General features: G+C 43.1%; 21 protein-coding genes. 13 read left to right on the forward strand and 8 right to left on the reverse strand.

Going from position 1 to position 21,148, the window contains the following annotated elements:
• Window positions 1-208: 208 nt before the first annotated feature.
• The 5 genes from AC6I8Y_RS12770 (at window position 209) to AC6I8Y_RS12790 (ending at window position 8,960) form a co-directional block, all read left to right on the forward strand.
• A complete protein-coding gene (locus AC6I8Y_RS12770) occupies window positions 209-751 on the forward strand; it encodes a glycine cleavage system transcriptional repressor (RefSeq protein WP_042473808.1) in 543 nt (180 codons plus the stop codon).
• A gap of 31 nt (window positions 752-782) precedes the next feature.
• Window positions 783-1,253 (forward strand): thioredoxin-dependent thiol peroxidase, encoded by a 471-nt coding sequence (gene bcp / locus AC6I8Y_RS12775; protein WP_498020295.1) that lies wholly within the window; start codon window positions 783-785, stop codon window positions 1,251-1,253.
• Window positions 1,254-1,677: 424 nt separating this feature from the next.
• Window positions 1,678-5,148 (forward strand): ATP-binding protein, encoded by a 3,471-nt coding sequence (locus AC6I8Y_RS12780; RefSeq protein ID WP_498020296.1) that lies wholly within the window; start codon window positions 1,678-1,680, stop codon window positions 5,146-5,148.
• Window positions 5,145-6,908 carry an EAL domain-containing protein gene (locus AC6I8Y_RS12785; RefSeq protein ID WP_498020297.1) on the forward strand — a complete coding sequence of 588 codons (1,764 nt, stop codon included), beginning with the start codon at window positions 5,145-5,147 and terminating at the stop codon, window positions 6,906-6,908. The genes AC6I8Y_RS12780 and AC6I8Y_RS12785 overlap by 4 nt, the downstream gene beginning before the upstream one ends.
• 426 nt (window positions 6,909-7,334) lie before the next feature.
• On the forward strand, window positions 7,335-8,960 hold the full coding sequence (locus tag AC6I8Y_RS12790; RefSeq protein WP_498020298.1) for a methyl-accepting chemotaxis protein: 1,626 nt from the start codon (window positions 7,335-7,337) through the stop codon (window positions 8,958-8,960).
• Between the two features lie 59 nt (window positions 8,961-9,019).
• On the opposite strand, the gene AC6I8Y_RS12795 is transcribed toward AC6I8Y_RS12790, so the two are convergent.
• Window positions 9,020-9,973, reverse strand: a complete 954-nt coding sequence (locus AC6I8Y_RS12795) for an IS3 family transposase (protein ID WP_498021511.1) — start codon at window positions 9,971-9,973, stop codon at window positions 9,020-9,022.
• Window positions 9,859-10,206, reverse strand: a complete 348-nt coding sequence (locus AC6I8Y_RS12800; RefSeq protein ID WP_498020144.1) for a helix-turn-helix domain-containing protein — start codon at window positions 10,204-10,206, stop codon at window positions 9,859-9,861. Before AC6I8Y_RS12800 ends, AC6I8Y_RS12795 begins: the two co-directional genes overlap by 115 nt.
• A 9-nt stretch (window positions 10,207-10,215) precedes the next feature.
• Here AC6I8Y_RS12800 and AC6I8Y_RS12805 point away from each other — a divergent pair, with 9 nt between their 5' ends.
• On the forward strand, window positions 10,216-10,371 hold the full coding sequence (locus AC6I8Y_RS12805; protein WP_498020145.1) for a hypothetical protein: 156 nt from the start codon (window positions 10,216-10,218) through the stop codon (window positions 10,369-10,371).
• A 67-nt stretch (window positions 10,372-10,438) separates the two neighbouring features.
• On the opposite strand, the gene AC6I8Y_RS12810 is transcribed toward AC6I8Y_RS12805, so the two are convergent.
• A complete protein-coding gene (locus AC6I8Y_RS12810; protein ID WP_234495332.1) occupies window positions 10,439-11,509 on the reverse strand; it encodes an AI-2E family transporter in 1,071 nt (356 codons plus the stop codon).
• Entirely contained in the window at window positions 11,503-11,772 is a 270-nt protein-coding gene (locus tag AC6I8Y_RS12815; protein ID WP_498020299.1) for a sulfurtransferase TusA family protein, read from the reverse strand. Before AC6I8Y_RS12815 ends, AC6I8Y_RS12810 begins: the two co-directional genes overlap by 7 nt.
• Window positions 11,773-12,026: 254 nt before the next feature.
• On the opposite strand from AC6I8Y_RS12815, the gene bepA reads away from it, so the two are divergent.
• Genes bepA through AC6I8Y_RS12835 form a run of 4 tightly spaced genes read left to right on the forward strand, consistent with a single transcriptional unit; the run spans window position 12,027 to window position 14,868 of the window.
• Window positions 12,027-13,478 carry a beta-barrel assembly-enhancing protease gene (gene bepA / locus AC6I8Y_RS12820; protein WP_498020300.1) on the forward strand — a complete coding sequence of 484 codons (1,452 nt, stop codon included), beginning with the start codon at window positions 12,027-12,029 and terminating at the stop codon, window positions 13,476-13,478.
• A 19-nt stretch (window positions 13,479-13,497) separates the two neighbouring features.
• A complete protein-coding gene (gene arsC / locus AC6I8Y_RS12825; protein WP_252012200.1) occupies window positions 13,498-13,848 on the forward strand; it encodes an arsenate reductase (glutaredoxin) in 351 nt (116 codons plus the stop codon).
• Entirely contained in the window at window positions 13,848-14,420 is a 573-nt protein-coding gene (gene wrbA / locus AC6I8Y_RS12830) for an NAD(P)H:quinone oxidoreductase (protein WP_498020301.1), read from the forward strand. Before arsC ends, wrbA begins: the two co-directional genes overlap by 1 nt.
• Before the next feature lie 22 nt (window positions 14,421-14,442).
• Window positions 14,443-14,868: a DUF2069 domain-containing protein gene (locus AC6I8Y_RS12835; protein ID WP_128650393.1), complete on the forward strand. Its 426-nt coding sequence runs from the start codon at window positions 14,443-14,445 to the stop codon at window positions 14,866-14,868.
• A gap of 54 nt (window positions 14,869-14,922) precedes the next feature.
• On the opposite strand, the gene AC6I8Y_RS12840 is transcribed toward AC6I8Y_RS12835, so the two are convergent.
• Both AC6I8Y_RS12840 and AC6I8Y_RS12845 read right to left on the reverse strand, forming a co-directional pair.
• The gene (locus tag AC6I8Y_RS12840; protein ID WP_498020302.1) at window positions 14,923-15,840 is read right to left on the reverse strand and encodes a DUF2066 domain-containing protein; all 918 of its coding nucleotides are present in this window, start codon (window positions 15,838-15,840) and stop codon (window positions 14,923-14,925) included.
• A 13-nt stretch (window positions 15,841-15,853) separates the two neighbouring features.
• Entirely contained in the window at window positions 15,854-16,111 is a 258-nt protein-coding gene (locus tag AC6I8Y_RS12845; RefSeq protein WP_498020303.1) for a DUF8605 domain-containing protein, read from the reverse strand.
• Between the two features lie 258 nt (window positions 16,112-16,369).
• Between AC6I8Y_RS12845 and AC6I8Y_RS12850 the strand changes: the two genes are divergently transcribed.
• Window positions 16,370-17,611: a uracil-xanthine permease family protein gene (locus tag AC6I8Y_RS12850; RefSeq protein WP_234495329.1), complete on the forward strand. Its 1,242-nt coding sequence runs from the start codon at window positions 16,370-16,372 to the stop codon at window positions 17,609-17,611.
• 66 nt (window positions 17,612-17,677) lie between these two features.
• On the opposite strand, the gene upp is transcribed toward AC6I8Y_RS12850, so the two are convergent.
• Window positions 17,678-18,304, reverse strand: coding sequence for a uracil phosphoribosyltransferase (upp, locus tag AC6I8Y_RS12855; RefSeq protein ID WP_252012210.1), 627 nt, complete (start codon window positions 18,302-18,304; stop codon window positions 17,678-17,680).
• 246 nt (window positions 18,305-18,550) lie between these two features.
• Here upp and purM point away from each other — a divergent pair, with 246 nt between their 5' ends.
• Together purM and purN are read left to right on the forward strand one after the other, a co-directional pair.
• Window positions 18,551-19,591 (forward strand): phosphoribosylformylglycinamidine cyclo-ligase, encoded by a 1,041-nt coding sequence (purM, locus tag AC6I8Y_RS12860; RefSeq protein WP_234495327.1) that lies wholly within the window; start codon window positions 18,551-18,553, stop codon window positions 19,589-19,591.
• Window positions 19,592-19,595: 4 nt separating this feature from the next.
• Window positions 19,596-20,234, forward strand: a complete 639-nt coding sequence (gene purN, locus AC6I8Y_RS12865) for a phosphoribosylglycinamide formyltransferase (protein WP_042473772.1) — start codon at window positions 19,596-19,598, stop codon at window positions 20,232-20,234.
• Between the two features lie 59 nt (window positions 20,235-20,293).
• Here the strand turns inward: purN and AC6I8Y_RS12870 are convergent, their stop codons facing one another.
• Window positions 20,294-21,136, reverse strand: a complete 843-nt coding sequence (locus tag AC6I8Y_RS12870) for a class II glutamine amidotransferase (RefSeq protein ID WP_498020304.1) — start codon at window positions 21,134-21,136, stop codon at window positions 20,294-20,296.
• Window positions 21,137-21,148 lie beyond the last annotated feature (12 nt).

Raw genomic sequence — 21,148 nt, forward strand, 5'->3', positions numbered from 1 at the left:
CCAAGAAGTGAATGAATAATTTCAGATTTCGGATATGAGGCACGTATAAGATGCGCTTTTCTGTAAAACAGGTGTCAATCTGGAGTTAATTCTATGCTCAATCCGCGACCACTCAACGGCACTTTGTCGATAATCGGTTACATCTATCACAAGAGCTTTGGGCCTAGCTATGCTAACATATAGCCAACAAGGAATTTAGAGTGACACTATGAATCAGTATTTAGTGATTACCGCAGTTGGCACAGACCGACCAGGGATATGCAATGAAGTTGTTCATCTCGTCGCCAATGCGGGCTGCAACATCATTGACAGTCGCATTGCCATGTTCGGCAATGAATTCACCCTCATCATGTTAATTTCTGGCACGCCTAGTTACATCACTCGCGTTGAGACCACTCTGCCACTATTGGGTCAAGAACATGATCTGATCACCATGATGAAACGTACCTCCAAGCACGACTCCATTCCCAACCAATATACGGTTGAGGTATTCATCGAGTCTGAAGATCGAGTGGGACTTACTGAAGAATTCACTCAATTCTTCGCCGACAAGCACATTGGACTGGCGTCATTAAGCGCACAAACCATAGTGAAAGAGCGTGCAGGAACCGATACTGACCAGTTTCAGATCGCTCTCAGTGCCAATGTCGACGAAGATTGCAATCTGATGCAACTTCAAGAAGAGTTTGATGCGCTGTGCAACCAGCTTTCAGTAAAAGGGTCGCTAAACTTCATTAGCGGAACCCATTAATAATAAAAATATAGACTTCAAAGGAATCTCAATGAACACATTGACGGCGGGTACTCCAGCCCCGAATTTCTCACTGCTCGACCAAGATGGCAACACAGTGACGCTGCAAGACTTTAAAGGCAAGAAGGTACTGTTCTACTTCTACCCTAAAGCGATGACACCAGGTTGTACGGTTCAAGCCCAAGGCTTACGTGACACCAAAGCAGAACTAGACGCGCACAACGTTGTGGTATTGGGCGTTAGCATCGATCCTGTTAAGCGCCTTGGTAAGTTCATTGAACGCGACTCTCTAAACTTTACCCTTCTATCAGACGAAGACCACGCGGTTGCCGACCAGTTTGGCGTTTGGGGCGAGAAGAAGTTCATGGGCAAAGTATACGACGGCCTGCACCGTATTAGCTTTCTGATAAACGAAGAAGGCATTATCGAGCACGTGTTTAATAAGTTTAAAACCAAGACTCACCATGAAGTGGTGCTTGATTACCTCAATAGCGAAAGCTAATCTCGGTTATCACGCAAAGCTCGCTCGAGAGCAGTATCAAATAAAACCGATGTCTGACTATGCAGTCAGGCATCTCGAATGCCTATCCATTCCCGCACTTCTTTCACAATATACAATGTGATTCTACGTATCACACCCTGACGACACGCTTCAACTAAACCGACCGTTCTTCTCGCAGTTCGTATCGAGATACCATTAACACCCTACTACATCACCAACGTCGCTCCTAGAGTTCTAACTAGAATTAACATTTTGTAAGAAAATTAGACTGAGTTTCACTTAACTCCTTTCTAATATATTGAATTCATTAAAAGTAATATAAAGAGGCCCCGTTTTAATAGCATTGTAAGAATTTTCTTACTGGATGATATGTAATTCAATATGATATGTTCCCAGAAAATATGTTTACATCTGATAGACAAACTTGCTAACAATAAAGCTACTTCTTACTTGTGTACTTGCTTACACCATTACACTTTTAACGCCAAGCTCGATAGCTCGAGAAGTGGTTGAATATCCACAACATAATAATGAAACTAAAGTTAAAAATGAACCACTTCGATTTGGCTATATTTCTCAACATATTCCACCTTATGTAACTCATAACAATGGCAATACATATGGTGTTGATTTTGATATCGCCGCCAAAGTAGGTGAGATTTTAAATAAAAACGTTGTACACGTTTCATATTCTAATCATAGAGAATTAATTAATGATCTAAACAATGGCATAATCGATTTTTCAATCCAAGATCCAAGTTCATTAGCATTAAATAGTGAAAATATAACCAGCTCAGAATTAATCTATAAAGATAGACTCATCGCCTTATTTAATCGAAGTAATCGTAGTGACCTATTAAAAACAGGTTGCATTATACATGAATCGTATTGTAAGAACATCGATGGAATAATACCGGTATTTAACTACTACGATACAATACGTCTATTAGACGATGATATAATATCGCGTGCGATAATTCCTTATGCAACATTTATATCAAATAATATAGTTTCTGAATTTGAGTTTCTATCTCAAAACTTACGAAAAAGAGGAGCTATACTATTAGGAAAGAGTACTAGTCAATATCTAGAACATATTAATAAATCAATCAAAAATAATACAATGGAGACTGATTTCTGGTCCTCAAATCTAGATTTTCAGTATTCTCAATTTTCAAATAAAGCATTTAGCAATAAGAAATTGAGATATACTGTTGAGAAGGACATTTATCCAGCTCTATACATTAATCCAGTAACATCACAACCCGATGGCTATGTAGTCGACATTCTAAACTATATAAGCAACCGAACTCTTTTATCTTTTGAGTATATTGAAGCCACCAACGGAAAACGTGCGGATACTATGCTTAAAGAAAGCGATATTGACTTTCTCCCTTTCGCAGGAATCGATACTAGTTATGCGGATTCAAACTTAGGTAGAAGTACTGTTAACTACACATCTATAAACATTATTCGCATTGATATAAAAGGCTCTCTTTCCAAAGAAGTTGGAATACTCGCTAGAACTCAGCGCGCTCAAAATTACTTTGAATCTATACGTTTAACTGAAGACGATAGAAAGTACTATAGTGATCTAACAAGTCTTATTGAAGCTGTATTAAAAAAAGACATAAAACAACTATATGTATCACAGGAGGTTATCACGCCGAATCTAATTTTAAACAGCAGGGGTATTCTAGATATAGAATCCATTGAAGAAGTAACATCATTACCCGTTGGGATGATCTTTCATCAAGATGTAGAGAGTGAGTTTGGGTATATGAATCACTTTTTAAGAACGCTTGATGAAAAGATAATTCATGAATATCGTGGAAAGTACACGGGTGACGGCTACTATTTTGGTATTGATCGTAATATATTCTTTTCTATACTTGGTTTGCTATTAGCGATATCTTCCCTAATTTTTGTTCTTTATCGAATATCAAACAATAGACTAAAAATCGATCTCAAAAAAGAGAAGAATGAGAAAGAAAAGACAGACCAAATGCTAAACTGGTTTACATCTCTTCTTGAAGACATTCCGGTGGGACTTGTTTTAACAAACAAGAGTGGAAAGCAAATAATTAGCAATCGGCAATATAGAAAGTATCACGAAAAATATAATATAGATAGTAAAGAGTACAAAGACGACGACAGCACGAAAACATTTAATGCGAATGGCGCATACCTTACATATCGAACCGTTCCTTTTCTCCACCCTAATGATGGTAGAAGTGGTTACCTTACTATTTGGACGGATGTAACTTCACTTGAAGAACAAAAAATGGCACTCATCGAATCGAATCAGATTGCAAATACTGCTCTATCTGCTCGAAGTAAGTTTACCGCAATGATAACTCATGAACTCAGAACTCCAATCGCCGGAATAATTGGTTTATTGGAAGTCGTTGAAACCAAAGCGCATAAGTCAGAGGATTTCCAAAGTATTATTTCGTCACTAAAAGCGTCGGCCAAAGAGTTAAACCAACACGTGGACGAAATTCTCGATATATCAAAGAGTGAGTCAGGAGAAATGACTCTTGACCTACATAGCTGCTCCCTAGTTTCTGAGTTGGATTCTATTACCAAACAATATCGTGTAATTTGTGCTAAATCTAATATCGACTTCAAGGTTAACTTTAATCCGACTCAATGGGTATATGCATACACAGACTCTACGCGTATCAGACAAATAATCCATAATATCTTATCAAACGCAGTTAAGTTCACGAAAATAGGCAGCGTTAGTATAGATATTGTTGTTCTCTCTGGGGTTCTTGACATCACGATCGCCGATACCGGTATTGGTATGACTGAAGAGGACTTAATGGTGCTATATGAACCCTATGTCCAAGCAGACTCGAGTATATCAAGGCAGTATGGTGGAACTGGTTTGGGTATGAGTATCGTTAAAAATTTGGTTGAATTATTTGGCGGTAAAATTAGCGTTACCTCAAAGATAAATCATGGAACCAGTGTGAATGTTAGGATTCCACTTACAACAATAGCCTACTCAAACCCTTTGCAAAGTGGGGTTAAAACGAATAGTGAAGAAGTTAATGTATGGCTTCAAGCTCTTGGATTATATTGTGATGATACTCGTAGCCTAAATATATCAAAAGCTGACGTTATAAACTATATAAACTACCCGAGTGAAATGATTAACGCGTTCGGAAATTTAGGAGAGAGTCAACTAGATATAGAAAGCCATGATCAATTATTAGGGCACATACTTGTCGCCGAAGATAGCGAAAGCATTCGATTACTGATCGATATTCAGTTGCAATCTTTCGGATTAAGTGCGGATATTTACCCATGCGGAGTTTCAGCGTTAGAAGCATTTATAACATCCCCCAAAAGCTATGATCTTGTTATCACAGATTGTCGCATGCCTGGAATGTCTGGCTTTGAACTAGCTGATAAGATAAAGAATCTAAATCCTGATATACCTATTATTGGATTTACAGCAGAATCTAAAAATGGTGAGTATATAGGTAGAAGCCACAGCAACATCGAAACCATCATCACAAAACCCTATTCATCTCAATGTCTACATTCTATACTCAGAAATTTTCTTGACTACAAAGAATATAGTGAACAATCAACAGATAATTTCATCATGAAGAGTCATGATAGTAGTGAATTATCTAGGATAATAATTGAAAGTTATCAAGAAGAAATAGAGTCACTCAAGTCAAGCAACAATTTAGATAGTGAGGTTGTTCATAGAATAAAAGGGTCAGCGAGTCTTTTAGGGTTTGAGTCGATTATAAGAATAATAACAAATACTAACGAAAGTCACCTTTCTAGCACTGATAAACAGTCTTTAATATTAGAGTTAGAGAATGTTATAAATACACAAAAAGAAAAGCTCAATAAAGCGGAGGCAATATGAATATTCTAATCGTTGAAGATGACAGGATACAAGCCTATCGATTAAAGATGGACCTCTATGAACTGGGACAAGTTAATATAACAATTGCACACAGCTGTAACGAAGCTCTTCTTGCATTTAAAAAGTTAGATTTTGATCTTGTTTTCTGTGATATATCCCTACCAGACAAAGATGGAATTTACTTTATTGAACAAATTTCATTCAAAGCAAGGAAAGTACACTTAGTATTGCTAAGCCTAGCAGAGAATAGAGTTCTAAGCCTAATAGAAAAAGTAGCACACGTTCTTGACTTCAAGAAAACCTCTCGTATTGATAAGCCATATAAATTAAGTCAATTGAAGACCCTGCTACTTGATAGTTCAGGTATAAGAAAAACAAGTATAAATAATCAAACAAACTACTACTTCTCAGAGAGTGAGGTGATAAGTGCAATTAGTAGGAATGAAGTTGATGTCCATTTTCAGCCTCAAGTTGATATTGCAACTGGCACTACGAAGTCTGTCGAAGCCCTTGCTCGCTGGCAACATAACGACTTTGGCTTACTCAGTGCAAGTGCATTTATAGACTCCTTAACCAGTGATCAAGCACTGTTCTTATTGTTTGAGAACACCGTAAGAAAATCGATTGAAGAGATTGTGAGTCTTTCTGACGTTATTAGCCTATCTGTAAACGTAACTCATCGAGACATACAATCAGTAGATTTCTACAATTTAATCGTAACACACTGTACTGATTTCCAATTTCCTTATGAACGTCTAACATTAGAACTAACCGAAAGTCATATGCACCTCGTAAGTAAGCAGGCGTTAGTCACACTTGCTAGGTTAAAGTTACTGGGTGTAAGACTGTCTATTGATGATCTCGGGTCAGGGTATTCATCACTGATCAAACTTACACAGATCCCTTTTGATGAAATTAAGATAGATAAGTCTTTTATAAATGGAGTTTGTCATGACTTCCAGAAGACTGCCATCGTCCAACTTCTAGTCAATCTAGCTAAGCAATTGAATTTAACATGCATTGCTGAGGGCGTTGAGGATAAGGAAACTCTCGAATTCACTAAGACCCTTGGAATTGATCTTTCCCAGGGCTACTTTACGGGCGAACCTCTAAGTCATGTTGAACTTAAGAAGCGACTATCTATAGAAACTCAATCACTACACAAAGTAGGCAACATCAATTGTCTTATTATCGATGATCACACAATTGTTACCGCAGCTCTAAAGCAAGCAATCAAACAATGTAACTTCATTCGCTCTGTATCGAGTTGTGTTTCAATAAACCAAGCTATAACAAAGTTATCGAGTCACAAATATAACTTATTACTCGTTGATATTAAGCTAGGGAACGAATCTGGTTTTAGTATCATCGAGCACCTTGATTCCATTGGCTATAAAGGGAGTTATGTTTTTATGTCAGGAGGAACTAATCCTACCTACCCTTACTTATCTAGGGAAAAAGGAGCGCTTGGCTATCTAGACAAAGCAATGGAAGTCAATGAATTTATCCAAGAACTGTATCGAATAGTGAGCAGAGAGGATACCAGTTCATCAATTCAATCTTACACATCAAGTCCCATATCTCAACTTTCAAAACGTGAGTTCGAAGTACTTGATTTACTTGTACAAGGAATGTCGAATAAAACCATAGCTAATCGTTTGGACCTTAGCGAAAAGACTGTAAGCACGTACAAATCCAGATTGTTAGAAAAGCTAAACTGTAAATCTATCATAGATGTGTCTAGGGACTATTTTATGTAGGTGTATTCTTACATGATTAGTTCGGGTAATTCATTACTCTTGGGTGTGTCAACTAAGAGTAATGGAGTACTTATGAATCCCCCCGCTCAACAAATAGAAATATCAAACCAGTTACATACTATCTCAGCGTTAGAACTAGATATTATTTATAACTCCTCACGGTTACTCGAACACATTATTTTTAATCTGAGAGTAAACCTACCTCTAATTAACATCTCTAGTATGGAGAGCCAAATAAACTCTCTCAAAGAACTCTCAAATAACCTAACTATAAACATAGAGAAGTTTGAAAAGGACACTTTATTTGACATTGACATGGCTGAACTTTTAAAGCTCAGCTATGAAATGCAAAACTTGATCGATGACTATTGCCAAGAAAACCAATAGACCACTGTTGCAGCAATGAAAGTATAAATAGGAAGCTATATGAATCGTTTTATATTTGGTCTTACACTACGCCAGCAAATGCTTGGCTTAGTTTTATTTCTTTTGACCATAATTGGCATAATTCTCGCTATTTCAATCGCCACCATTAGAAATGTTAACCTTGAAACCAGCAACAGTATAGAACACCTAGTACAAACTAGTGATGATGTTGTAACGAAGCAGTTAGAGCCCTTTTCTACTATTAGAATGGCGTTTAACAGAGCTGTATATTCAAATTCTGAGAGAGAAAGTTACCCGCAAATTCTTTTAGACTGGCGAGAAAGAACTATCGCTGAGATTAGCTCCGGTGGTGATACTCTATCAGGACGAAATGCAATTGAGCTCGTGACAAATTATTATAACCATCATCAAAAAGCGCCGCAGATCTTTGACTCATATGAATCTGGAAACTTGTCAGAAGTAGAATTTGACAATTATATGGCCGCTGGTAGCAAGTTGGCCGCTTTGTATAATCAGTCTATCATGAAGTACATTGACTCACTTTCATCGGAAACAATTAATCGTGTTCAAAGTGGTGAAGAAGATATTAATCAAGCACTATTAAACTTTGTTGGCTTTCTGGTTTCTGCTATGTTGCTTGGCATGCTAGTTAGCTACTATGTCTCTGGCGCAATAGCAAAACAGACTGACAAACTATGCGCACACCTTGAACGTTTCTCTCAAGGAGACCTATCACTTAGGTTGGAAGATATAAAAGGGAAAAACGAAGTAGTCATTCTATCTTATTATTGCAACCAAGCCATTGATAATATTCGCGACACGTTTGGTGAACTAACTAACATTGCAACAAGCGTAGCGTCTGCATCCGTTGAGTTGAGTTCAGTTATGACTCAATCAGAAGCGAATGCACGTGAAGAAAATGCTCAAATTACGCAAATAGCGACAGCTATCAATGAGATGTCTGCGACAGCCAAAGAAGTGAGTAATAACGCAACACAGGCCGAAAGGGGTGCCGGTGACGCAATGAGCTCTGTAGAGGTTGGACATGGTGCAGTTATAGAGCTTGAAAATGTGTCTAACCAAATATCCAACTCTGTACAAGACACAGCAAATGCTTTGGAGGAACTCAAATCATACTCTCTAGACATCAACTCCGTCATAGAAGTTATCGGTAATGTATCGGAACAGACAAATCTTCTCGCACTCAACGCCGCCATTGAAGCCGCACGTGCAGGGGAGCAAGGTCGTGGCTTTGCCGTTGTTGCTGACGAAGTCCGAAACTTAGCGGCGAAAACGCAGCAGTCAACGGAAAGTATAAAAGAGTTAATTGAAAGGCTACAGTCAAAAGCAGAACGCACTAATGAAGAAATGAGTATCAATCTTGAGTTGGTAGAGAAATCTAGGAGCAACGTTATCGCTGTCTCAGATGCTTTCTCGTCTATTACTGAATCCGTAAACTCAATAACTGAGGTTAATACGCTCGTAGCAACCGCATCTGAGGAGCAATCAGCCGTTAGCTTGGATATTTCCCATAACGTTCAAAACGTTTCTGACGTAGTAAATCAGAACGTTGCTGGGATCGAGCAATCTAGTGTCGCAACCGAGGAGTTGGCTAGACTCGCTGAAGAACAACAATCAAAGCTATTGGCATTTAAGCTAGCCTGATTATGAAAACGATAAAAAGCCTCGCTTATGAAGTGACCCCATAAAGTTGGACATTTCTGTTATGCGGCTTGTAAGGCCTGATTTCGATATTCCATCGGAGTCAGGCCTTTTAGTTTCACTTTGATGCGCTTTGTATTGTAATACTCGATGTATTCATCAATTTGTTCGATTAAGTCATCCGCATCTTCAAAGTGCTGATTATGGTACATTTCTGTTTTCAGCAAGGCAAAGAAGTTCTCTGCCACCGCATTATCCAAACAGTTTCCTTTTCGCGACATACTTTGAGTTAACCCCCTGTCAGCGAGAGTTTTCTGATATTTCCTATGCCTATATTGCCACCCTTGATCGCTATGAACGATTGGCTTTGAGTTCTCATCTAAAGTCGCAACTGCCTCTGTCAGCATGTCTGTGACCAGAGGTAAGCACGCGTTTTTTGCAACCTTATAAGCGACGACTTCCTGCGTAAACAGATCGACGATTGGTGATAAGTACACCTTCTGCTGCTTAACTTTAAACTCAGTAACATCCGTTACCCACTTTTCATCAGGCTTCGTTGCATTGAAGTCCCGCTCAAGCACATTTGGTGCGGTTGTTCCTGCCTCTCCCTTGTATGAGCTGTATCGCTTGGGCCTAACCGTTGATTTTAGGCCAAGTAACCTCATCAGACGTTGGACTGTCTTGTGGTTAAGAGTGACGTTACGCCTCCTTAACTCGAGGTGAATGCGACGATAGCCATATCTCCCTTTGTGGTCATGATATATTTTCTCGATCAACTGCTTCTCATCTTGATAGCTATCGGCGGCGTTGCTCGACTGCGCGCGATAATAGAAGCTACTTCTCGCTAACTTAAGGGTATGCAAGAGATGTTGTTGTAGATGTTGATTTCTAAGAGCTAGAACTACTTTCGTTTTTTCTGTGTTCGACGACGTTTCTCCTGTTCCAGCTCCTCTAACTTTTTTAAGACAGCGTTCTCTGCTCGCAAGTACGCTAACTCCTCTTTGAGTTCTTCCAATGTCTTCTCATCATCGTGCTTATCTTGAATAAAGGGGTGCTTACTCATTGTTGGTCGTCCTTTGCTACACTCAAGCCCCTGGATACCATCTCTTTCGTATTGTTTGAGCCAAACGGAGAGAGTGCCAGGAGACGAAAAATTCAGTACCGCACTAGTGTGGCCGACAGACCAACCATTCGTCCACATGTGTTTTAAGGCTTGCAGTTTGGTTTGTGCGTTCTTTTGCAAACCCATGAGGCATAAATGCTTGAGCACCATGAATATCAAGCACTTGAGCCCAGTAACGTATTTGACGTGATGGTATGGAATGAAGACGAGAAAGCTCACCGGATGAACTCTCGCCTTGTAGATATTGTTTTGCTATCGAGCATTTTAATGCTCTGCTGTACTTGGACATAAAAAAAGACCCCCAATAATTGGTGTCCAACTATTGGGGGTCAGTTCATTAGCGAGGCTTTTTTAGTACTTATGTGGCGGGTTGTATGGGCTCATCGTTACTAGGCAGCGCATTCCATACGGCTTTCACTAGGGTTGCGAGCGGTATAGCGAAGAAGACGCCCCAAAATCCCCACAAACCTCCGAATACCAACACCGCAACAATGATCGCCACTGGGTGCAGGTTTACAGCTTCAGAGAATAGGATTGGCACTAATACGTTACCATCAAGCGCTTGAATGATGCCGTAAGCTAACAGAAGCCAATAGAACTGAGGCGTTAGTCCCCACTGGAACAGACCAACAATGGCAACCGGCACAGTAACGGCGGCAGCACCAATGTAAGGGATCAGTACGGAGAAACCGACGAGTACCGCAAGAAGAACAGAATAGCGAAGATCCAGTACCGCAAATGTAATGTAACTCACCGTACCAACGATTAGAATTTCCAGTACCTTACCGCGAATATAATTAGAAATCTGTTGGTTCATCTCAACCCAGACTTTGTTCGCTAGGCGGCGGTTTTGCGGTAGTACGCCACTAGCCATGCCAACCATTTCTTCTTTGTCTTTTAGCAAGAAGAACACTAATAGCGGGACCAAAATCAGATAAACGGCGAGTGCAGCCAGACTGACAAGCGATGCAAGTGAGCCTTTAACCACGTTCTCACCCAATACGAGAACCTTGTCTCTCATATTGATAATGATGGATTCGACTAAATGTACTTCTGCAAGGTCTGGGTAGCGCTCAGGAAGAGAGGCCACGAATTGCTGCAATCCAGTGTACATATTTGGGATATCATTGAGCAGATTACCAACCTGATTCCAAATCGTTGGTACTAAGCCAAAGATGGCCATGAGCATCAGCCCAATGAAGACTAAGATGACCGTCATAACAGCAAACGTTCGAGGAAGTCCAAGCGAGTGCAATTTGCTCACCGGCCATTCAAGAAGGTAGGCCAATACAATCGCCACCAACAATGGGGCGATCAGGTTGCCAAAGAAGTAGATGGTAATAAAACCAAATAGCAAAATTACCACCAGACTTACTGCGTCTGGGTCTGAAAAACGTCGCTTATACCAGCGACGAACCATGTCTAGCATTCGCTATCCTTCCTTTTTGATATGGTCATCACGGTGACATGATGCTCTTGGGTACAATCGATCATCGCATTTTGCTTAATGAGGTAGTGTCGACAGTCTCGAATAGATTGCGTATCCACTATTCGGACACGCAACACTTGTTGGGTTTCAAGTTGCTTGTATGCGCGCTTTACCAGCAGTAACGACATGGGGCAGCGTTCGTTTTCCAGATCTAATTGGATATCTGTCATCACTATGTTTTCGCTCACGATTATCGCAGCCAAGAGTGCATGGTTCACCTTCAATGGATCTATTGTAAAGGCTTTTTGAGGTATCCCCAACCCGTATGTGTTACAGATCACCAATTACCACAACAATGTGTCACTAAAAACGATAACCTGCTGTTATCTTAATACACTATTAGTCCTTTCCTAACCTGAGTCCGTATGCAAAAATGTTGCGTTAGAGGCTATGGTAGGAAACCGAAGGACAGTTTCGTGGTCCAAACTACCAACTACAAAGGAGTTACCTCACTAGCATGTTGAAACGTACCCGCTCGTTGGTTTGCTTATGTATTGCTGCCGCGATATCGACACCCCAAGTCTCATACGCCGAAATGGACTTACCTGACATTGGCACCGCTGCCGGCGCCACGCTGACCATAGATCAAGAACTTATCTATGGTGATGCCTACATGAGGATGATCAGAGCAAGTTCACCCATCGTCAACGACCCTGTGTTGAACGAGTACATTGACTCAGTTGGTCATCGCTTGGTATCCAGTGCGAATGACGTGAAAACGCCATTCACATTCTTCATGATTCGCGACCGCAACATTAACGCGTTTGCCTTCTTCGGTGGCTACGTCGCACTGCACTCAGGTCTATTCCTACATGCTCATACTGAAAGTGAACTCGCTTCGGTAATGGCGCACGAAATCGCACACGTCACCCAGCGACATCTGGCACGCCGTATGGAAGATGAAGCTCGTCGCTCTCCTGCCACGGTTGCCGCTCTAGTAGGCTCATTGCTACTCGCCATCGCTGCACCGCAAGCGGGTATGGCTGCGTTAACGGCAACAACAGCAGGCTCAATGCAGGCATCTATCAACTACACACGTAGTAACGAGAAAGAAGCCGATCGCTTTGGTATCGCAACACTGGCGCGCGCTCAATTTGATGTCAATGACATGCCACGCTTTTTCGGTCGACTCGCCGATGAGTATCGATACGCCAGCAAGCCACCACCAATGCTGTTGACTCACCCATTACCAGAAGACCGTATTACCGATACTCGCGAACGTGCTCAGGCCTATCCGCCGCTACGCGTGCAACCATCGATCAGTTACCACTTGGCTAGAGCACGTATCGTTGCACGTCAGGCTGGTATTAAATCCGATGCCGCTTTGGATTGGTTTGAGCGCACAGCGCGAAAAGCATCGCCAAAAATACAAAACTCATTTGAGTACGGTAAAGCCTTGGTGTATCTCGATACCAATAAGCTCGAAAAGGCCGAAGAGATACTGACTAAGTTGCTCGACTATGACCCAAACAACAATTTCTATTTAGATGCAGCATCGGATCTGTATATCGCCAAGAAGCAACCTGAAAAAGCGGCCGAAATGATGAAAAGTGCACTGCTAGTGAAACCCAACAATGCGGTGATTTCCATCAACTACGCTAATGCACTGATAGAAAGCGACAAGCTTGACGAAGCGATCAAAGTACTACAGCGATATACTCACGACAGACCGAATGACACCAATGGTTGGCACTTGCTGTCCGATGCGAATATCAAAAAAGGCAACAGCGCTGAAGACTTAGCAGCGCGTGCTGAGATCATGGCATTAAACGCTCAGTGGGATAAGTCGATTCAGATGTACTCACAAGCCAGTCAGCTTGCGGAACTTGGAAGCTTAAAACAAGCACGCTATGACGCTCGTATTGACCAATTATTGGTTCAACGAGAGCGCTTCATGGCTCTACAATAAAAAACACAAAGGAAACGATATGTCAGTCACCATCTTTCACAACCCTCGCTGCTCAAAAAGCCGACAAACCCTATCTCTACTAGAGGAAAAAGGTGTTCAACCTGACGTTGTGAAATACCTCGATACACCACCGACGGTTGAGAAGCTTAAACAGATTTTTGAGCAGCTCGAGCTAGAAAGCGTACGTGCGATGATGCGTACCAAGGAAGATATCTATAAACAGCTTAACCTAGCCGACCCAGCGCTTACAGACGATCAACTTTTCCAAGCTATGTTTGAGAATCCAAAGCTGATTGAGCGCCCTATCGTGATCAGTAACGGCAAAGCCCGCCATGGCCGCCCACCAGAGCAAGTGCTAGAGATCCTGTAATGGCTTGCCAGATTATGGTGTTGTACTACAGCCGTCATGGCAGCACTCAACGTTTAGCTAGAGCTATCGCTCGTGGCGTTGAGTCTGTTGATGGCTGTGAAGCTATCCTGCGTACAGTACCCGAGCTTGACACTAGCCGAGAAGAGTCGGGCGATATCAATGTCTCTATCTCCGAGCTTAAAGCATGTGATGGTCTCGCCATGGGCAGCCCTGTATGGTTTGGCAACATGGCAGCACCTCTCAAACACTTTTGGGATCAAACCACCAGCTTGTGGTTAAGTGGCGATCTCATTGATAAGCCAGCTTGCGTATTTACTTCTTCCTCATCAATGCATGGTGGACAAGAAAGTACGGCAATGAGCATGATGTTACCGCTGCTTCATCACGGTATGATGATTATGGGTATCCCATACAGTGAACCACAGTTGCACTCGACCACAACAGGAGGCACCCCCTATGGTGCGTCTCATGTTGCCAACTCAAGTGTTCAGCTCAGTGATGATGAACTTTCACTCGCCTCTGCACTAGGGCAACGATTAGCTTCTACAGCATACAAGCTCAAGCACAACTAGGTATCAGGGATTAGGTACAACAATGACCAGCAATACTTTAATCAACACCGCTAACATGCGCGCTTTCGCTCTGTCGGCAAACTTTGCCTTGTTATGTTGGGTTGGGCTTTGGCATGGCTTTTTGTCGCCACACCCACACATCAACCCTATTGCTCTCACCGTGGCTTGGATGATTCCGCTATTACTGCCACTGCCTGGTATTTTGGCGGGTAAGCCCTACACCCATGCTTGGGCTAACTTTGTTTTAATGCTCTACTTTTTGCACGCACTGACTTTGCTCTATGCAGACGAAGGGGAACGTTGGTTAGCAGCCGTTGAACTTGTTTTGACCAGCTTGGCATTTGTTGGTAATACCGTCTACGCGCGCCTCAAAGGTAAGGAGATGGGTCTCAAGTTGCCAAGGCTCTCTTCCGTGGAAAAGAAAGAGCGCGAACGGTTTGGCAAATAAGCGAACACTTGAGATTAAAAAAGGAGGCTGACGCCTCCTTTTTGCTAGGTATTTCTAGTACAACCATTCAAATCGTAATGCTGGACCTACAGGCTGAGCAACGTCAACTGAAGGTGCTTGCACGCTTTCAGATACAAGAGGCTCAGTACTCACCTCACCGCTCGCATCTAGCGCATTATCTTGCGGCAGTGAACCATCCGGGGTCTCAATCACCTCTGTGTCTGGTGCTACAACTTGGTTATCTTCCATCTCAGTTTGCTCTAATTTCTTCACTAAACCCAATCTGAGCACTTCTTCCTCGAACGACTCAAGCGAGCCAAGCAAAGATACTCGCACTGTTACTTCATCACCATTGATCTCAGCGATATCAACTTTAGCTGTAGACGCTAAACGGCCTAGTGCACGTTCTAGCGTAAAGAAAGCATCGGCGCTGCTAATACGCGAGAAAGACACGGTAACCATACCAGCACTTTCGCCCAACACGGTTGAAGCGTTTTGAGCCGCGTAATAGTCACTGATTTCGTCAATTGCTGTCGCAACAGCCAGCTCGCCAGAGGTTGAACCTGCAATTGGCGCCAAGGTGTTTCTACCTAATTTATCCGGCGTTTGGTCATAGAGAGTATAACGAAGGCTGTTGCCCTGAAGACGAATCACGGCAACTGCATCAACAGGATAACGCAAACTTGCCTGTGCAATAGGTTCTACAAAGCCGCCCCAAAGGTCGGTCGTTTGAACGCCAGTAATGTCATCGAAGTCACCGATTGGGAAAGTCAGTGGTAAACCACGACGGTTGGCTTCCTTTTTCAGCTGATTGGCATTCGCGGAGTTGGTGTGCTCCCATACGATAGAGCGGTCATAACCGTTATCTTCTACAAGCCATACCATCACATTTTTACGCTCTACCGGCCACGATGACAAATCAGCCTGAGTAAGTAGTGTATTGATTTGCTGACTATTAAAGGTCAGGCGCATCGCTTGTTGCCCATCAACCTGGGTATAGCCAAGTTGAGTAATGTATTGTGAGCTTTTGCCTAGTGCCTTTTTTGACTACTGGGTTTGTTGCCGCACTTGAGTCACCACTTGCTTTCACCAACACATCCAACATACCTTGCTGGCGAGCGAGTTCATCAGCATTCGGCTGCTCTGAGTCCACAACGACCTCGGTCGAATAGATATCGACTTTTGTCAACGCATACGCTGGCAAAGCACACGCAGCAGCCAACAACAAAGCTAAATAACGCATAAGCATCCTAAATTACAAACAGATAAGCCGAAATGATAAGCAAGTATGGGATTTGGAGCAAGCTCACTGCTTCAAGGTTTGGTCAATATGTGTTTTTACTCAATACCATTGGCGGATCCAATACTAATCGCGCCAAGCTATTGAGATTTATCCAACAAAAATCCCGCAATATTTAAATAGATCATTAAGTAAACGATTGCGAAGTGTTAGAATCCTGCACGTTTTGCTTACTCTTTTTGACTTGCTTGGAAAAACATTATGAAAACGATCTTACAAGGCTCGCAAATGCTGTTCGTCGCATTTGGCTCCTTGGTACTCGTACCTCTTCTAACTGGACTTGATCCTAACGTTGCACTGTTTGGTGCTGGTGTCGGCACGCTATTGTTCCAATTGGTGACTCGTCGCAGTGTGCCTATCTTCCTAGCGTCTTCGTTCGCCTTCATTGCACCTATTATGTTTGGTGTGCAAACTTGGGGTGTCGGCGCGACCATGGGTGGCTTGATGGCTGCTGGTATCGTCTATGTCCTCATGGGCGCTGTGATCAAAGCGAAAGGCGTTGAGGTTATCCACAAATTACTGCCACCTGTTGTTGTTGGACCTGTAATTATGGTTATCGGTTTGGGTCTTGCACCTGTTGCGGTAAACATGGCGCTAGGTAAAACAGGCGATGGTGCAGTACAACTTATCGATGGTAATGCCGCGCTTTGGATCTCTGCGATTTCACTTCTGGTCACTATCAGTGTGAGTGTGTTCGCCAAAGGCTTCCTCAAGCTACTACCTATTGTAAGTGGTATCTTGGCCGGTTACGTGACGAGCTTATTCTTTGGTGTTGTGGACTTTACGCCTGTCGTTCAAGCGTCTTGGTTATCACTACCCAACTTCACTGCACCAGAATTTAATATCAATGCGATTCTGTTTATGCTTCCTGTGGCTATCGCTCCTGCGGTTGAGCACGTGGGTGATATGCTCGCCATCTCAAACGTAACGGGCAAAGACTACTTGAAGAAGCCTGGCCTTCACCGCACGATTACAGGTGACGGTGTGGCAACGATCGCAGCATCAATGGTTGGCGCGCCGCCGAATACTACGTACAGTGAGGTAACCGGCGCTGTTATGCTGACTAAAGCCTTTAACCCAGTGATCATGACTTGGGCAGCGGTGACGGCAATCGTACTGGCACTTGTTGGCAAGCTAGGTGCTATTTTGCAGACGATCCCTGTCCCTGTGATGGGCGGCATTATGATTCTGCTGTTTGGTTCTATTGCGACAGTAGGTCTTAACACACTTATCAAGAACAACGTCGATCTTCACAAGTCGCGTAACCTAGTGATTGTTGCTATCACGCTTGTATTTGGTATCGGCGGCATGGCATTTGGCATCGGTGACTTCAGCCTTCAAGGTGTGAGCCTATGTGGTATTGTGGCAATTATTCTTAACCAAATCTTGCCAGATGACCTAGGTGAGAACAAAGTGGTTGATAATGCGCAGATGGAAGATTAATTCCTCAGGCACAAAAAAAGGCTGACACACTGTCAGCCTTTTCTATATGCGCTAACTAATCGGTAATTATTGAGTACCGAAGATCTTATCGCCTGCATCGCCTAGACCAGGTACGATGTAGCCTTTGTCGTTTAGGCACTCATCGATAGCTGCTGTGTACATCTCAACATCTGGGTGTGCCTTCTCAAGCGCTTCGATACCCTCTGGCGCAGCAACAAGAACCAATACTTTAATGTGCTTACAGCCTTTTTCTTTTAGTAGGTCAATCGTTGCAATCATTGAACCACCTGTTGCCAGCATAGGGTCAACAACTAGAGCGATACGCTCGTCGATGTTAGACGCTAGCTTGTTGAAGTAAGGTACAGGCTCAAGTGTTTCCTCATCACGGTAGATACCAACCACACTGATACGCGCGCTTGGCATATGCTCAAGTACACCGTCCATCATGCCAAGACCAGCACGTAGGATTGGCACTACAGTCACTTTCTTACCTTTGATTTGGTCAATCTCTACAGGACCATTCCAACCTTCGATCGTCACTTTCTCAGTTTCAAAGTCTGCAGTCGCTTCATACGTTAACAGGCTACCAACTTCAGTGGCTAGTTCACGGAAACGCTTTGTGCTGATGTCCCCTTCACGCATCAAACCCAATTTGTGTTTTACTAGAGGGTGTTTAACTTCAACAACTTTCATGTCCAACTCCGGCTAAATTTTACAAAACCTGCAAATTATACATGGTTTCTTTCACTATTTCAGTCAGCAATGTGGCTAAAATGCCCTTTGTTAGCACTAAAAGTCGATCTAGCAACGTCAAATCAATAGATTAGCTTTCTCGGAAAATAGTTTGTATTTTCTTACGCAAACGTTTTCCTTTTTGTTTAAACCCCCTGTTAGAATAGCGCCGCTTTTCACATCCATTTATTTATCGAGGACTGTCCCGTGAGCGGAAACAACACTTCCCTAAGCTATAAAGACGCTGGTGTAGATATTGATGCAGGTAACGCATTAGTTGACCGTATTAAAGGCGCGGTTAAGCGCACTCGTCGCCCTGAAGTAATGGGAGGCATCGGTGGATTTGGTGCTTTATGTGAGTTGCCAACAAAATACAAAGAGCCGGTACTTGTTTCTGGTACAGACGGTGTTGGCACAAAACTACGCCTAGCACTAGACATGAACAAGCACGACACTATCGGTATCGACCTTGTTGCTATGTGTGTGAACGATCTTATCGTTCAAGGTGCAGAGCCACTATTTTTCCTAGATTACTATGCAACTGGCAAACTAGATGTTGATACCGCTGCAGACGTAGTTTCTGGTATTGCTGAAGGCTGTGTACAAGCTGGTTGTTCACTAATTGGTGGCGAAACAGCAGAAATGCCAGGCATGTACGAAGGCGAAGATTACGACGTCGCTGGCTTCTGTGTTGGTGTCGTTGAGAAATCTGAAGTTATCGATGGCACAAAAGTAGCCGCAGGTGATGCACTTATCGCTGTTGGCTCAAGCGGTCCACACTCAAACGGCTACTCGCTTATCCGCAAGATTCTTGAAGTTTCTGGCGCAGATAAGAACGAAAAGCTAGGTGAGCGCACCATCGGTGAACACCTACTAGAACCAACAAAAATTTATATCAAATCAGCTCTGAAAATGATCGCTGAGCACGATATCCACGCTATCTCTCACATCACTGGCGGCGGTTTCTGGGAAAACATCCCACGCGTACTGCCAGAAGGCACAAAAGCAGTTATCGACGGTAACAGCTGGGAATGGCCTGCTATCTTCAACTGGCTACAAGAGAAAGGCAACGTTGATACATTCGAAATGTACCGTACTTTCAACTGTGGTGTAGGTCTAATCGTTGCTCTACCTAAAGCGCAAGCTGACGCAGCGGTTGAGCTTCTGAAAGCTGAAGGCGAGAACGCTTGGGTAATTGGTGAGATCGCGACTGCAGAAGCTGGTGAAGAGCAAGTAGAGATCAATTAATTTCATGAAGAATATCGTTGTTTTAGTTTCAGGGAATGGTACTAACTTGCAGGCAATTATTGATGCCTGCGAGTCGACTATCACAAATGCTAAAGTCCGTGCTGTTTTCTCGAATAAAGAATCCGCATTTGCACTAGAACGTGCTCGCAAAGCTGGCGCCGAGGCAGAGTTCCTTGATCCTAAGCTAAGTGAAACACGCGAGGCATTTGATGCTGAGTTGATGCGCCGTATTGATGTACATAATCCAGATCTTTTAGTGCTGGCTGGCTACATGCGAATCTTGAGTGGTGAGTTCGTTCGTCACTACATGGGTCGAATGATTAACATTCACCCTTCGCTACTGCCTAAGTACCCAGGTCTGAATACGCACCAACGTGCTATCGAGAACTGCGATGAGCACCACGGCACCAGCATTCACTTTGTGACTGAGAAACTTGACGGTGGTCCTATCGTGCTTCAGGCGAAAGTACCTGTATTCGATGACGATACCGTTGAAACACTAGAGCAACGTGTTCAGAGCCAAGAGCATAAGATCTACCCTCTTGTCGTGAAATGGTTTGTAGAAGACCGTTTGCAAATGGATGGCAGTAGAGCCCTACTTGACGGCATTGCCCTTGGACCACAAGGTTACGCTGACAAGTAAGCGCATTGACCTGTGAATGAAATAAAAAAGCGAGTGACTTGTCACTCGCTTTTTCTGTTTTAGAGAGGCTCAGTCGGTGCCTGGCTTTTCGGTTTCGCCTCGGCAAATGGAACATCTGCCAGATCATCGACATTCGATGCCACCAGCTCACCAAAGTGGAACAAGTTGTACTCTCCTGGCTTCATGCGATGCCACGTCTCATTGCCAGTCAGTGGCTGAGTCGCGACGACCGACACGATATCATTTGGCGTCGTCTCTTCTTGGAAGTTGATGGTGACATCTTCGTCTAACAAGGTCGCTTTGCCGAAAGGCGCTTTGCGCGTAATCCAGTAGAGATGGTTGGTACAGTAAGTCATAACAAACTCACCATCACTCAGCAGCATGTTATACACGCCCAGCTCTCTCAACTCGTCACAACACTCTGCCACATAGGCAAACATTGCCATCAGATCTTGAGGAGGCTCTGGGAAGCGTTGCTCCAGCTTTTTTAACAACCAACAAAACGACAGCTCGCTGTCCGTCTCCCCGACTGGGCGAAAATGACCCGTTTCGAGGTGCTGATAATCACTTAGCTGGCCATTATGTGCGAAGGTCCAATAACGCCCCCACAACTCGCGCGTGAAGGGATGGGTATTCTCAAGATTCACTTTGCCACGATTCGCTTGGCGAATATGACTCACTACCGCCTTACTTTTAATCGGATAGTTTTGTACCAACTCTGCAATCTTGGAGTCGCAGCTTGGTTGTGGATCTTTAAAGGTGCGAAAACCTTTACCTTCATAAAACGTTATGCCCCAGCCATCCTTGTGCGGACCCGTATTGCCCCCACGCTGAATCAAGCCAGTAAAGCTAAAACAAATATCTGTTGGCACATTGGCGCTCATGCCAAGCAATTCACACATTGAGTTTCCTAC

This window comes from Vibrio sp. KUL78 (assembly GCF_059725505.1).